At 66.7% G+C, this 13,145-nt stretch carries 10 protein-coding genes; 8 read left to right on the top strand and 2 right to left on the bottom strand.

All coding sequences use genetic code 11. The features are described 5' to 3' along the window. Positions 1-26: 26 nt before the first annotated feature. The 8 genes from rnr (at position 27) to alr (ending at position 8,783) form a co-directional block, all read left to right on the top strand. Complete coding sequence (gene rnr, locus P3W75_RS22500) at positions 27-2,774, top strand: ribonuclease R (RefSeq protein WP_276229528.1); 2,748 nt, start codon at positions 27-29, stop codon at positions 2,772-2,774. Beyond that, positions 2,771-3,523, top strand: a complete 753-nt coding sequence (rlmB, locus tag P3W75_RS22495; protein WP_276229527.1) for a 23S rRNA (guanosine(2251)-2'-O)-methyltransferase RlmB — start codon at positions 2,771-2,773, stop codon at positions 3,521-3,523. Before rnr ends, rlmB begins: the two co-directional genes overlap by 4 nt. Positions 3,524-3,796: 273 nt before the next feature. Beyond that, entirely contained in the window at positions 3,797-4,213 is a 417-nt protein-coding gene (gene rpsF, locus P3W75_RS22490; RefSeq protein WP_276229526.1) for a 30S ribosomal protein S6, read from the top strand. Positions 4,214-4,242: 29 nt separating this feature from the next. Continuing rightward, a complete protein-coding gene (gene rpsR / locus P3W75_RS22485; RefSeq protein ID WP_003095634.1) occupies positions 4,243-4,473 on the top strand; it encodes a 30S ribosomal protein S18 in 231 nt (76 codons plus the stop codon). A 35-nt stretch (positions 4,474-4,508) separates the two neighbouring features. Further along, on the top strand, positions 4,509-5,378 hold the full coding sequence (locus tag P3W75_RS22480) for a hypothetical protein (protein WP_276229525.1): 870 nt from the start codon (positions 4,509-4,511) through the stop codon (positions 5,376-5,378). Between the two features lie 21 nt (positions 5,379-5,399). Next, complete coding sequence (gene rplI, locus P3W75_RS22475) at positions 5,400-5,846, top strand: 50S ribosomal protein L9 (protein WP_276229524.1); 447 nt, start codon at positions 5,400-5,402, stop codon at positions 5,844-5,846. Between the two features lie 131 nt (positions 5,847-5,977). After that, on the top strand, positions 5,978-7,372 hold the full coding sequence (gene dnaB, locus P3W75_RS22470) for a replicative DNA helicase (RefSeq protein WP_276229523.1): 1,395 nt from the start codon (positions 5,978-5,980) through the stop codon (positions 7,370-7,372). A 334-nt stretch (positions 7,373-7,706) separates the two neighbouring features. After that, positions 7,707-8,783, top strand: coding sequence for an alanine racemase (gene alr / locus P3W75_RS22465; protein WP_276229522.1), 1,077 nt, complete (start codon positions 7,707-7,709; stop codon positions 8,781-8,783). Here alr and P3W75_RS22460 read toward each other — a convergent pair. Both P3W75_RS22460 and P3W75_RS22455 read right to left on the bottom strand, forming a co-directional pair. Continuing rightward, the gene (locus tag P3W75_RS22460) at positions 8,780-10,633 is read right to left on the bottom strand and encodes a diguanylate cyclase (protein WP_276229540.1); all 1,854 of its coding nucleotides are present in this window, start codon (positions 10,631-10,633) and stop codon (positions 8,780-8,782) included. The genes alr and P3W75_RS22460 overlap by 4 nt on opposite strands. A gap of 168 nt (positions 10,634-10,801) precedes the next feature. Then, a complete protein-coding gene (locus tag P3W75_RS22455) occupies positions 10,802-13,066 on the bottom strand; it encodes an OsmC domain/YcaO domain-containing protein (RefSeq protein WP_276229521.1) in 2,265 nt (754 codons plus the stop codon). Positions 13,067-13,145: the final 79 nt, after the last annotated feature.

The raw sequence follows: 13,145 nt of genomic DNA, 5'->3' as shown, positions 1-13,145 counted from the left end.
ATAGACGAAAAGGTGATTTCACCCTGATGGCCGATTGGCAAAACCTCGATCCCGAGGCCGCACGCGAAGCGGAAAAATACGAAAACCCCATCCCCAGCCGCGAACTGATCCTGGCGCACCTCGCCGAACGCGGCGCGCCGGCAACCCGCGCGCAACTGCTGGAAGAATTCAAGCTCGCCGACGAGGAGTCGGAAGAGGCCCTGCGCCGTCGCCTGCGCGCCATGGAGCGTGACGGCCAGCTTATCTATACCCGTCGCGGCGCCTACGCCCCGGTGGACAAGCTGGACCTGATCCGTGGCCGCGTCGCCGGCCACCGCGACGGCTTCGGCTTCCTCATTCCCGACGACGGCAGCGACGACCTGTTCCTCAGCCCGACGCAGATGCGCCTGGCGTTCGACGGCGACCGCGCCCTGGCGCGCGTTTCCGGCTTCGACCGTCGCGGCCGTCGCGAAGGCGCCATCGTCGAAGTGATCGAGCGCGCCCACGAGACCCTGGTCGGCCGCTACTTCGAAGAGAGCGGCATCGGCACCGTGGTCGCCGACAACCCGAAGATCCAGCAGGAAGTGCTGATCCCGCCGGGCAAGCACGGCGCGGCCAAGCACAACCAGTTCGTCCAGGTGCGCATCGACCAGTGGCCCAGCGTGCATCGCCAGGCCCAGGGCGAAGTGGTGGAAGTGCTCGGCGACTATATGGCGCCGGGCATGGAGATCGAAGTCGCCCTGCGCAGCTACGACATTCCCCACGTCTGGCCCCAGGGCGTCGAGGTCGAGGCGGCCAAGCTCAAGCCCGAGGTGACCGAGAAGGACAAGGAGAAGCGTGTCGACCTGCGCGCCCTGCCTTTCGTCACCATCGACGGCGAGGACGCCCGCGACTTCGACGACGCCGTCTACGCCGAGAAGCGCAAGGGCGGCGGCTGGAAGCTGTTCGTCGCCATCGCCGACGTCTCCCACTATGTAAAGGTGGGCTCGGCGCTCGACGAGGAGGCGGCCAAGCGCGGCAACTCGGTGTATTTCCCCGAGCGCGTGATTCCCATGCTGCCGGAAGTGCTGTCCAACGGCCTGTGCTCGCTGAACCCGCTGGTCGATCGCCTGGCCATGGTCTGCGAGATGAACCTGTCCAAGGCCGGCAAGATGACCGGCTTCCAGTTCTACGAGGCGGTCATCCACTCCCACGCGCGGCTCACCTACACCAAGGTCAGCCAGTACCTGGAAACCCCGGAAAGCCCGGAGGCCCAGCGCCTGGCCGAGCAGCTGCCGGAGGTGGTGCCGCACCTGCGCACCCTCTATGACCTCTATAAGGTGCTGGTCGCCGCCCGCCACGTGCGTGGCGCGATCGACTTCGAGACCCAGGAAACGCGCATCGTCTTCGGCGCCGACCGCAAGATCTCGGAAATCCGCCCGACCCAGCGCAACGACGCGCACAAGCTGATCGAGGAATGCATGCTGGCCGCCAACGTGGCCACCGCCAAGTTCCTCGAGAAGCTGGAAATCCCCGCGCTGTACCGCGTCCACGACGGCCCGCCGCAGGAGAAGCTGAACAACCTGCGGCAGTTCCTCGGCGAGCTGGGCCTGACCCTGTATCGCGGCAAGGGCGATCCGACCCCTGGCGATTACCAGGCACTGCTCGAATCCATCCAGGGTCGCCCGGACTTCCGGCTGATCCAGACGGTGATGCTGCGTTCGCTGAGCCAGGCGGTGTACAGCCCGGACAACAACGGCCACTTCGGCCTGAACTACGAAGCCTATACCCACTTCACCTCGCCGATCCGCCGTTACCCGGACCTGCTGGTGCACCGCGCCATCCGCAGCGTGATCCGCTCCAAGCGCGAGACCGACCTGGTGCAGCGCGCCGGCGGCACCGCCATGGCCAAGGCGCGCATCTATCCGTACGACGAGCCGCGCCTGGAGCAGCTCGGCGAGCAGTGCTCGGTCACCGAGCGGCGCGCCGACGAGGCCACCCGCGACGTCACCAACTGGCTGAAATGCGAGTACATGCGCGATCGCGTCGGCGAGACCTTCGACGGCGTGATCACCGCGGTCACCGGCTTCGGCATCTTCGTCGAGCTGACCGACATCTATGTCGAGGGCCTGGTCCACGTCACCGCGCTGCCGGGTGACTACTACCACTTCGACGCCGTGCACCACCGCCTGTCCGGCGAGCGCACCGGGCGCAGTTTCCGTCTCGGCGACACGACCACCGTGGTGGTGGCGCGGGTCGACCTGGACGAGCGCAAGATCGACTTCGAGCTGGCCGACAACGTCCTCAGCGCGCCCATCGGCCGCAAGAAGCGTGGCGACAAGGCCGAGACCCAGCCCGCCAAGGCGGCCGCCCCGGCCAAGGCCGGCAAGACCGCCAAGCCGGCCCGCGCCAAGGGCCAGCCGCGCGAGCTGGAGCTGGAAGTGGCGCCGCCGCCGCTGTCTTCGACGCCGCCGCGCAAGCGCAAGGTCGGGGTGGTCCAGGCGCTGCCTTCGGTGGCGCCGGAAATGCTCGCCCAGGCCGACGAGATGCTCGGCAACACCGACGTGAACAGAAGTCGCGCGCTGAAGAAGGCGCTGATCGATGAGTCCAAGGTGGGGGGCAAGCGGCCGCCGGCCAACGCCCAGGGCAAGCCGGCTAAGGACGCCCGTGCCCGCGTCGGCGCCGGTGCTGACAAGCCGCGCAAGCCGTCGAAGCAGAAGGCCAAGGCCGCCAAGCCGAGCAAGCATCGCAAGGGGCCGGCCAAGCCCAAGGCGAGCGGCGCGGCGTCGGCGGGCAAGCGTAAGGCGAAGCCATGAGTCAGTGGGAGAAGGTCTACGGCGTGCACGCCGTGGAAGCGTTGCTGCGTCATCACCCGAAGCGGGTCAAGCAGCTGTGGCTGGCCGAAGGCCGGCATGATCCGCGGGTCCAGGCCCTGGTCGAGCTGGCTGGGCAGGTGCGGGTGCCGGTGGGCACCCGCGAGCGCAAGGAGCTCGACGAGTGGGCCGAGGGCGTGCACCAGGGCGTTGTCGCCGAGGTCAGCCCTAGCCAGGTGTGGGGCGAGAACATGCTCGAGGAACTCCTCGAGCGTACGCCGGGGCCGGCATTGCTGCTGGCCCTGGATGGCGTCACCGACCCGCACAACCTCGGCGCCTGCCTGCGCACCGCCGACGCCGCCGGCGCGCTGGCGGTGATAGTGCCGAAGGACAAGTCGGCGACCCTCAACGCCACCGTGCGCAAGGTCGCCTGCGGCGCCGCCGAGGTGATCCCGCTGGTGGCCGTGACCAACCTCGCGCGCACCCTGGAGAAACTCCAGCAGCGCGGCCTGTGGGTGGTCGGCACGGCCGGCGAGGCGACCCAGATGCTCTACGAGCTGGACCTCACCGGCCCCACCGTGCTGGTCATGGGCGCCGAAGGCAAGGGCATGCGCCGCCTCACCCGCGAGCACTGCGACTACCTGGCCAAGCTACCCATGGGTGGCAGCGTCAGCAGTCTGAACGTGTCAGTGGCCACCGGCGTGTGCCTGTTCGAGGTCGTCCGCCAGCGCCACGCGAAAGCCGGCGTCTAGACGCCTCCTGTGCAGGCGCGAGCTTGCTCGCGAGCCGGGGCGGCGTGGCGCTGGTCCTGTTCGCGAGCAAGCTCGCTCCTGCGAGGGTTCCTCGGCCAGGCGAGCTGTACAAATAATCGTCAATTCGCCTTGCGCCGGCCCATCCCTTTCCCTAGAATGTCGCCCCTTGCCGCCAGGGCGGGCGTTCGCGCGTCCACCCGTCGGCAAGTCACAAAGACATTCACTCCTTGCCTGATCGCATAGTCGGCAGGCTGCAACCCGTAAGGAGCATTTATGCGTCATTACGAAATCGTGTTCCTGGTTCACCCGGACCAGAGCGAACAAGTCGGTGGCATGGTAGAGCGTTACACCAAAGTCATCGAAGAAGACGGTGGCAAGGTTCACCGCCTGGAAGACTGGGGCCGTCGTCAGCTGGCTTACGCCATCAACAACGTGCACAAGGCTCACTACGTTCTGCTGAACGTCGAGTGCACCGCCAAGGCCCTGGCCGAGCTGGAAGACAACTTCCGCTACAACGACGCCGTCATCCGTAACCTGGTGATCCGTCGCGACGAAGCCGTTACCGGCCAGTCCGAAATGCTGAAGGCCGAAGAGAGCCGCAACGAGCGCCGTGAGCGTCGTGAGCGTCCTGACGCCAACGAAAACGAGTCCGCTGACGGCGATGACAGCCGCGACAGCGCCGACGAGTAATCCCGGAACAGTATTGAGGAGCCGATAACATGGCACGTTTCTTCCGTCGTCGTAAGTTCTGCCGTTTCACCGCTGAAGGCGTCAAGGAGATCGATTACAAAGATCTCAACACCCTGAAGGCCTACGTTTCCGAAACCGGCAAGATCGTTCCGAGCCGCATCACCGGCACCAAGGCCAAGTACCAGCGTCAGCTGGCGACCGCCATCAAACGCGCTCGCTACCTGGCCCTGCTTCCCTACACCGACAGCCACGGCCGTTGATCGGGCAGTCGACGAAGCTTTGATGGATAGATCGCATGCGCGCATTGGCTGATTTCGTCATGCGAGGCCGCATGCAGGCGACCCTGGTGGTCGTCGCAGCCGCGGTACTGCAGCCGTTCTTCTGGCTCGGTGCCGCCGCCGGCAGCCTGGTGCTGCTGCGTCGGGGAACCAGCGATGCCATTGGCATCCTGGCCTGGGCGCTGCTCCCGGCCCTGGCCTGGTGGTACCTGGGCGACCCTACGGTCACCCTGGTGATGCTGGGTTCGGCGGCTCTGGCGCAGGTGTTGCGCACCAGCATGTCCTGGAATCGGGTCATGCTGGCCAGCGTGGTGTTGGGCGTGTTCTACGTGTTGCTGTTGAGCACGGTGTCCGCGGGGCTGGTTGAAGGCCTGGCGGAGGCGTTTGGCAAGGTGCTGCCACAGGTACTGTCGGAAGCGAAGCTTTCGGCGGACCAGCAGGCCGAGCTGCAAGCGGGACTGCTGCCGGCCGTAACCGGTCTGCTGGCGGCCTCGATGCAGGTGATCAGCCTGTTGTGCCTGATGCTGGCGCGTTACTGGCAAGCGGCGCTGTACAACCCGCAAGGGTTCAGCCGCGAGTTCCGCGCCTTGCGCCTGTCGGCGCCGGTGGCCATCGCGCTGCTGCTGGGTGTGCTGGTGGTGCCGTTGTTCGGCCCGCAGTTCGCCGTGGTAGCGCCGCTGTGCGCCGTACCGCTGCTGTTCGCCGGGCTCGCGCTCGGCCACGGGCTGGTTGCGCTGAAACGCCTGCCGGGGTTCTGGCTGGTGCTGTTGTACGGCCTGGCCCTGGTGCTGGGAAATGTGATCTGTCTGGTTGCTGTCGTCGATAGTCTGTTCGATTTTCGTGGTCGCCTGGTTCGTCGCCAGGGCTCCACGAACGGTGAAGGTTAAAAGTTAAGAGGTAAGACTCAAATGGAAGTCATCCTGCTGGAAAAGATCGCCAAACTGGGCAACCTGGGCGACAAACTGAACGTCAAGGGCGGTTACGCCCGTAACTACCTGCTGCCGCAGGGCAAGGCAACTGCCGCCACCCCGGCCAACGTCGCTGCTTTCGAAGAGCGCCGCGCCGAGCTGGAAAAGGCTGCTGCCGACAAGCGTGCTGATGCTGAAGCCCGCGCTGCCCAGCTGGCCGAACTGATCGTTACCATCGGCGCCCACGCTGGCGACGAAGGCAAACTGTTCGGTTCGATCGGCACCCGCGACATCGCTGACGCCGTTTCCGCTGCCGGCTACCCGCTGGAGAAGTCGGAAGTGCGTCTGCCCAACGGCGCCCTGCGCACCGTCGGCGAATACGACATCGAAGTGCAACTGCACACCGACGTCGAAGCGACCCTGCACGTGGTCGTTGTCGCCGGCTAAGCGCTCCGTCGCTGCGACTTCGCGTGCACCTTGCGTGCGCGCGGCAGTCGGCTAACATCGGGCACGGTATCGTCTGACGGTACCGTGCCCTTTGTTTTTTCCGCTTCCCCTGATTTCTGCACAGCGAGCCCATGAACGACATCACCGTCCCCGAGCAGTACGACCTGCAAACGGCAGCCCTCAAGGTGCCGCCGCATTCGATCGAAGCCGAGCAGGCGGTGCTGGGTGGCCTGATGCTCGACAACAACGCCTGGGAGCGGGTGTCGGACGCGGTGTCCGACGGCGATTTCTATCGCCACGACCATCGCCTGATCTTCCGCGCGGTGTACAAGCTCGCCGAAGGCAACCAGCCGATCGACGTGGTGACCCTGTCCGAGCTGCTGGAGCGCGAAGGCCAACTGTCGCAGATCGGCGGCCTGGCCTACCTGGCCGAGCTGGCGAAGAACACCCCGTCGGTGGCGAACATCAAGGCCTACGCGCAGATCATTCGCGAGCGCGCCACCCTGCGCCAGCTGATCGGCATCAGCAGCGACATCGCCGACAGCGCCTTCAACCCCGAGGGCCGCAGCGCCAACGAGGTGCTCGACGAAGCCGAGCGGAAGATCTTCGAGATCGCCGAGGCGCGCCCGAAGACCGGCGGCCCGGTGGGCATCGGCGACATCCTGGCGAAGACCATCGACCGCATCGACCACCTGTTCAACACCGACGAGGCGCTGACCGGTATCTCCACCGGCTTCACCGACCTCGATGAAAAGACCAGCGGCCTGCAGCCGGCCGACCTGGTCATCGTCGCCGGCCGTCCGTCCATGGGTAAGACCACCTTCGCCATGAACCTGGTGGAGAACGCCCTGATGCGCAGCGACAAGGCGATCCTGGTGTACTCCCTGGAGATGCCCTCCGACTCCATCGTGATGCGTATGCTCGCGTCGCTGGGGCGCATCGACCAGACCAAGGTCCGTTCGGGCAAGCTGGACGACGACGATTGGCCACGCCTGACCTCGGCGGTGAACCTGCTCAACGACCGCAAGCTGTTCATCGACGACACCGCCGGCATCTCGCCGTCGGAGATGCGCGCGCGTACCCGTCGCCTGTCCCGCGAGCACGGCGAAATCGGCCTGATCATGGTGGACTACCTGCAGTTGATGCAGATCCCCGGTTCCTCCGGCGACAACCGGACCAACGAGATCTCCGAGATCTCCCGCTCGCTCAAGGCGCTGGCCAAGGAATTCAACTGCCCGGTGGTGGCGCTGTCGCAGCTCAACCGCTCGCTGGAACAGCGTCCGAACAAGCGCCCGGTGAACTCCGACCTCCGCGAATCCGGGGCGATCGAGCAGGACGCCGACGTGATCATGTTCGTCTACCGCGACGAGGTGTATCACCCGGAGACCGAGTTCAAGGGCGTCGCCGAAATCATCATCGGCAAGCAGCGTAACGGCCCCATCGGCACGGTGCGCGTGGCCTTCCTCGGCAAGTACAGCCGCTTCGACAACCTCGCGCCGGGCATGTACAACTTCGAAGACGAATAAGCCGCTCCCGCGAGGTGCGGTGTCCACGTCGCTGGATCCCCGCGTTCGCGGGGACGACGCTGGTATAGTCCGCACCCAGGCCAAACCCGTCACTCCCGCGAACGCGGGAGCCCAGCGACTCCGATGATAGGGGCCTCGCGGAGGGCCGGACGTCAGTCGTACTCATGAGCGGGTGCCACGCCCAGCGGAGGAGCGAGCTTGCTCGCGCATGCCTCCAGGCTTCCCCTCTTTCCTGCGCAAGCAACCCACAGATACAGCCGCGTTTTTCCTGCCACGGTGGCGGCGGTGCGGTTATGCTCCCCGCTCTTCGCCCGCAGCCTGAAGCCGGAATCCCATGCGCCCTCTCGTCGCCCATATTGACCTTTCCGCCCTCCAGCACAACTACGCCCTGGCCAAGCGCTGCGCGCCGGGCCGCGAGGCCTTCGCCGTGGTCAAGGCCAACGCCTACGGGCACGGCGTGCGCGAGGTGGTCACCGCGCTGCGCGATGACGCCGACGGTTTCGCCGTGGCTTGCCTGGAAGAGGCCGCCGAGGTCCGCGCATTGCACGCCCACGCGCGAATCCTGCTGCTGGAGGGCTGCTTCGAGCCGAGCGAGTTCCTGGTCGCCGCCCAACTGCGCCTGGATGTTGCCGTGCAGGGGCCGGAACAACTCGCCAACCTGCTCGCCAGCCAGCTGCCGGCGCCGCTCAACGTCTGGCTCAAGCTGGATTCGGGAATGCATCGCCTGGGCTTCTCCGCCGCCGCCGTGCGCGCCGCCTTCGCTGCGCAGCGCAGCGCGCCGCAGGTCGCCGAGCTGAACCTGATGAGCCACTTCGCCTGCGCCGACGAGCGCGGCCATACGCTGACCGAAGACCAACTGGAATGCTTCCTCGGCCTGCTCGACCTGGACTTCGACCAGCGCTCGCTGGCCAACTCCGCCGCCGTGCTGGGCATTCCCGCCGCGCACATGGACTGGATTCGCCCGGGCATCATGCTCTACGGCGCCTCGCCCTTCGCCGACCTGGGCGCGACCGAGATGGGCCTGCGCCCGGTCATGAGCCTGCGCGCGCAGGTCATGGCGGTGCGCGAGGTGGCTGCGGGGGAGAGCGTGGGCTACGGCGCCACCTGGGTGGCCGCGCGGCCGTCGCGCATCGGTACGATCAGTTGCGGCTATGCCGACGGCTACCCGCGCCACGCGCCCAGCGGCACGCCGGTGCTGGTCGACGGTCGCCGCGCGCCCCTGGCCGGGCGGGTGTCGATGGACATGCTGGCGGTGGACCTCACCGACCTGCCGGAGGTCGGCGTCGGCGCCGCCGTCGAGCTGTGGGGCGCGCACTTGCCGGTCGACGAAGTGGCGACCCACGCCGGCACCATCGGCTACGAGCTGCTGACCAAGGTCACCGCGCGCGTCCCGCGCCGCTACCAGTCCTAGACCAGGCGGTCCGACGCCTTCAGCGTCTCCAGCCAGGAATCGCCCTCGTCGTCGCCGGCCAGCGCGTAGCTGGCCCGGCCGCTGCCCTTCACCTCGTACAGCGCCTGGTCCGCCGCCTTGTACAGCTTGGCGAACTGCAGCGCGTGCCGCGGGTAGATCGCCACGCCGATACTCGGGGTGATGCGCAGCTCCAGTTGCTCGAACTGCACCGGCCGCGACAGTTCGCTGAGCAGGCGCACGGCGATCTCGCGGGCGTGGCCCTCGGCGTCGGGACCGGCGATCAGCGCGGCGAACTCGTCGCCGCCCAGGCGCGACACGCAGTCGCTGGAACGCACGCACTGGCGCAGGCGATGGCCGACGTGCTGCAGCATGAAGTCACCGGCATCGTGGCCGTAGGTGTCGTTGATCGGCTTGAAGTGATCGAGGTCGATGAGCATCAGCGCCAGGCTTTCGGCGTGCTGCTGGGCGTGCTGCAGCGCCTGCTCGGCGTGCTCCACCAGGTAGCGCCGGTTGGGCAGGCCGGTGAGCGGGTCGTAATGCGCGGCGTGGCGTAGCTGGGCCTCGCGCTCCAGCAGCAGCTGGTTGGATTCGGTCAGCTCGGCAGTGCGCGCCGCCACCGCCTGGGCCAGATCGGTCTGGGCGCTTTGCAGCAGGGTCATGCGCGCGCTCTTCTCGCGAATCGCCTGTTCCTGGGCCAGGGCTTTTTCGCGCTTGAGTTCCTGGATGCGCGAGGTCAGGGCGAAGGAGAACAGGATGGACTCCATGGCCACCGAGACCGGGAACAGGTAGGCGGTGGTCGGCGACGGTTGCACCACGCCGAGCGCGCGCATCACCGAGATGCTGACGCTGGACAGCACCAGGCCGAAGCCCACCAGGTACAGGCGCGCCGGGAACGAGCCCTGCAACGAGCGGGTGACGGCCGCGCCGAGCGCCGCCGGGACGCCGACCAGGGTGGTGACGGCCAGGACCAGGCCGGCTTCGTAGCGGCCGACAAAGGCGTTGAGCAGCACCGAGGCGACGTAGATGGAGCAGTTCAGAGTCAGCATGTGGTGCGCCCAGGGCACGTTGCGCCGGGTCTGCAGCAGGGTCTGGGTGAAGCGGGTGACGCACAGGCCCCACAGCGAGGGCAGGGTGATGCGGTTCAGCCACCAGGGCACGGCGTCGCCGGGCCAGAGGTACTCGAAGGCGTGGCCGGTCATGCCCATGCTGAACAGCAGGGCGAAGCCGGTGGTGAGCACGTACCAGAGGTAGGCGCGGTCGCGCAGGCTGACCAGGATGAACAGGTTGTACAGCAGCAGCGCAGCGATCAGGCCGTAGACCACGCCGAGGAACAGGTTGGTCTCCGCGCGGTGATCCTGCAGGCCGTCCAGCGACCAGATGCGCAGCGGGAAGGAGTTGCCGGCCGGGTCCTGCGCGCGCAGGTAGAGGCGCAGCGGCCCCGTACCTTCCGGAAGGCGGAATACCGGGCGCCGGTAGGTGCGGTCGCGGCCCTCGGCGAAGGGCTCGGCCTCGCCCGAGCGCAGCTCGCGATAGCCGCCGTGGCCATCGGGCAGGTACAGGCTCAACTGCTGCAGGTTGACCGCATCCACCTCCAGCCACCAGCCACCCTCGGGCGTGGCGCGCCGCTCCAGGTCAAGGCGCAGCCACCAGGGGTTGGGGCTCTGGCCGACGCTGGTGCGACCGTTGGCGGGTTGGAAGTCATCGTCATGGGCGCGCACCTGATCGAGATCGAGGTGCTGGCCGCGATCCTCCAGCAGCACGACGGCATCGTTCAGCGAGCTCCCGCTGGAAGCCTCGTCGAGCGCCAGAGGCTGGGCCCAAACCTGCGCGAGCGGCCACAACAGCAGCATCACTACAACCGATAGCCAGCGCACGACGCACACTCCCTGTGTCCGGCTGAGTGGCCGGGACTTTGTTTTTAGTGGACGCAGTATAGCCACTGGCCACTTCCCTGTGCGCGCCATTCACCGCTTTGTGCGCGGCCGGCCTGGCGTGGGCGCCGGGCCGGCCGGTGAGGCTCACTTCGGCCTGCGAATCGCCAGGCGGCGTGGCTTCAGGCCGGCGCCGGCTTGGGCTTCGCTGCCCTGCGTGGGTACCATCCGGGCCCGCGCCGCGTGCAGCTTCTTGTAGCTTTCCAGCAGGCGCAGGTGCCGGTCGAGGCCTTCCAGCTGCAGGTTGGTCGGGGTCAGGCCATAGAAGCGCACGCTGCCGTCCAGCGAGCCCAGCGCGGCGTCCATGCGCTCGTCGCCGAACATGCGGCGGAAGTTGGCCTCGTAGTCGGCGATTTCCAGGTCGTCATCCAGCTGCACCTCCAGCACCAGGTTCAGGGCCTGGTAGAAGAGGCCGCGCTCGACGGTGTTGTCGTTGTACTGGAGGAACATCTCCACCCGCTCCTTGGCCTCGTCGAAGCGCTCCAGGGCGAGGCAGATCAGCAGCTTGAGTTCGAGCAGGGTCAGTTGGCCCCAGACGGTGTTGTCGTCGAACTCCACGCCGATCAGCGTGGTGATGTCGGTGTAGTCGTCCACCTCGCAGCCTTCCAGGCGCTCCAGCAGCGCTTCCAGGCGGGCGTCGTCCAGGCGGTGCAGGTTGAGGATGTCCTCGCGGAACGCCAGGGCCTTGTTGGTGTTGTCCCAGATCAGGTCCTCGACCGGATAGATTTCCGAGTAGCCCGGCACCAGGATGCGGCAGGCTTTGGCGCCCAGGTGCTCGTAGACCGCCATGTAGGCTTCCTTGCCGATGTTGGCGAGGATGCCGAACAGGGTCTGGGCCTCTTGCAGGTTGGAGTCCTCTCCTTGGCCGGAGAAGTCCCACTCGACGAACTCGAAGTCGGATTTTGCGCTGAAGAAGCGCCACGACACCACGCCGCTGGAGTCGATGAAGTGCTCGACGAAGTTGTTCGGCTCGGTCAGCGCGGCGCTCTCGAAGGTCGGCTGCGGCAGGTCGTTCAGGCCTTCGAAGCTGCGGCCCTGGAGCAGCTCGGTGAGGCTGCGCTCCAGCGCCACCTCGAAGCTCGGGTGGGCGCCGAAGGAGGCGAACACGCCGCCGGTGCGCGGGTTCATCAGGGTCACGCACATGACCGGGAATTCGCCGCCCAGCGAGGCGTCCTTGACCAGCACCGGGAAGCCCTGTTCTTCCAGGCCGCGGATGCCGGCGAGGATGCCGGGGTACTTGGCCAGCACTTCCTGCGGCACGTCTGGCAGGGCCAGTTCGTTCTCGAGGATTTCGCGCTTCACCGCGCGCTCGAAGATTTCCGACAGGCACTGTACCTGGGCTTCGGCCAGGGTGTTGCCGGCGCTCATGCCGTTGCTGAGGTAGAGGTTCTCGATCAGGTTCGACGGGAAGTACACCACCTTGCCGTCGGACTGGCGCACGAACGGCAGCGAGCAGATGCCGCGCTGTACGTTGCCCGAGTTGGTGTCGTAGAGGTGCGAGCCGCGCAGCTCGCCGTCCGGGTTGTAGATCGCCAGGCAGTGCTCGTCGAGGATTTCCGCCGGCAGCTCGTCCTGGCGGCTGGGCTTGAACCAGCGCTCGTCCGGGTAGTGCACGAAGGGCGCGTTGGCGATCTCCTCGCCCCAGAACTGGTCGTTGTAGAAGAAGTTGCAGTTCAGCCGTTCGATGAACTCGCCCAGCGCCGAGGCCAGCGCGCTTTCCTTGGTCGCGCCCTTGCCGTTGGTGAAGCACAGCGGCGACTGCGCGTCGCGGATGTGCAGCGACCAGACGTTCGGCACGATGTTGCGCCAGGAGGCGATCTCGATCTTCATGCCCAGGCCGGCGAGGATGCCCGACATGTTGGCGATGGTCTGTTCCAGCGGCAGGTCCTTGCCCGGGATGTAGGTGCTGGCGCCGGCGTCGGTGTCGAGCATCAGCAGCGCCTGGGCGTCGGCGTCGAGGTTTTCCACTTCCTCGATGACGAAGTCCGGCCCCGTCTGCACGACCTTCTTCACCGTGCAGCGCTCGATGGAGCGCAGGATGCCCAGGCGGTCCTTCTCGGAGATGTCCGCCGGCAGTTCCACCTGGATCTTGAAGACCTGCTTGTAGCGGTTCTCCGGGTCGACGATGTTGTTCTGCGACAGGCGGATATTGTCGGTGGGGATGTCGCGGGTCTGGCAGTACAACTTCACGAAGTAGGCCGCGCACAGCGCCGAGGAGGCGAGGAAGTAGTCGAACGGACCGGGCGCCGAGCCATCGCCCTTGTAGCGGATGGGCTGGTCGGCGATCACGGTGAAGTCGTCGAACTTGGCTTCCAGGCGAAGGTTGTCGAGAAAGTTGACCTTGATTTCCATGCGGACTTACCAGGATAAAAAATGAAAAGCGTAATGCCCGCCATTATCCGGGCAAACGCGCCCCGGTGATATCCCGGCC

It is taken from the genome of Pseudomonas citronellolis, assembly GCF_029335315.1.
GTDB lineage: Bacteria > Pseudomonadota > Gammaproteobacteria > Pseudomonadales > Pseudomonadaceae > Pseudomonas > Pseudomonas citronellolis_A.
This window is presented reverse-complemented; position numbering and strand designations above follow the sequence as displayed.

Bases quoted from the DNA above. Each gene is read 5' to 3' on its own strand.
- P3W75_RS22480 (WP_276229525.1), top strand. From the start codon at position 4,509: ATGCGCGCATTGGCTGATTTCGTCATGCGAGGCCGCATGCAGGCGACC.
- rpsR (WP_003095634.1), top strand. From the start codon at position 4,243: ATGGCACGTTTCTTCCGTCGTCGTAAGTTCTGCCGTTTCACCGCTGAA.
- rlmB (WP_276229527.1), top strand. From the start codon at position 2,771: ATGAGTCAGTGGGAGAAGGTCTACGGCGTGCACGCCGTGGAAGCGTTG.
- rplI (WP_276229524.1), top strand. From the start codon at position 5,400: ATGGAAGTCATCCTGCTGGAAAAGATCGCCAAACTGGGCAACCTGGGC.
- rnr (WP_276229528.1), top strand. From the start codon at position 27: ATGGCCGATTGGCAAAACCTCGATCCCGAGGCCGCACGCGAAGCGGAA.
- dnaB (WP_276229523.1), top strand. From the start codon at position 5,978: ATGAACGACATCACCGTCCCCGAGCAGTACGACCTGCAAACGGCAGCC.
- P3W75_RS22455 (WP_276229521.1), bottom strand. From the start codon at position 13,066: ATGGAAATCAAGGTCAACTTTCTCGACAACCTTCGCCTGGAAGCCAAG.
- rpsF (WP_276229526.1), top strand. From the start codon at position 3,797: ATGCGTCATTACGAAATCGTGTTCCTGGTTCACCCGGACCAGAGCGAA.
- P3W75_RS22460 (WP_276229540.1), bottom strand. From the start codon at position 10,633: ATGCTGCTGTTGTGGCCGCTCGCGCAGGTTTGGGCCCAGCCTCTGGCG.
- alr (WP_276229522.1), top strand. From the start codon at position 7,707: ATGCGCCCTCTCGTCGCCCATATTGACCTTTCCGCCCTCCAGCACAAC.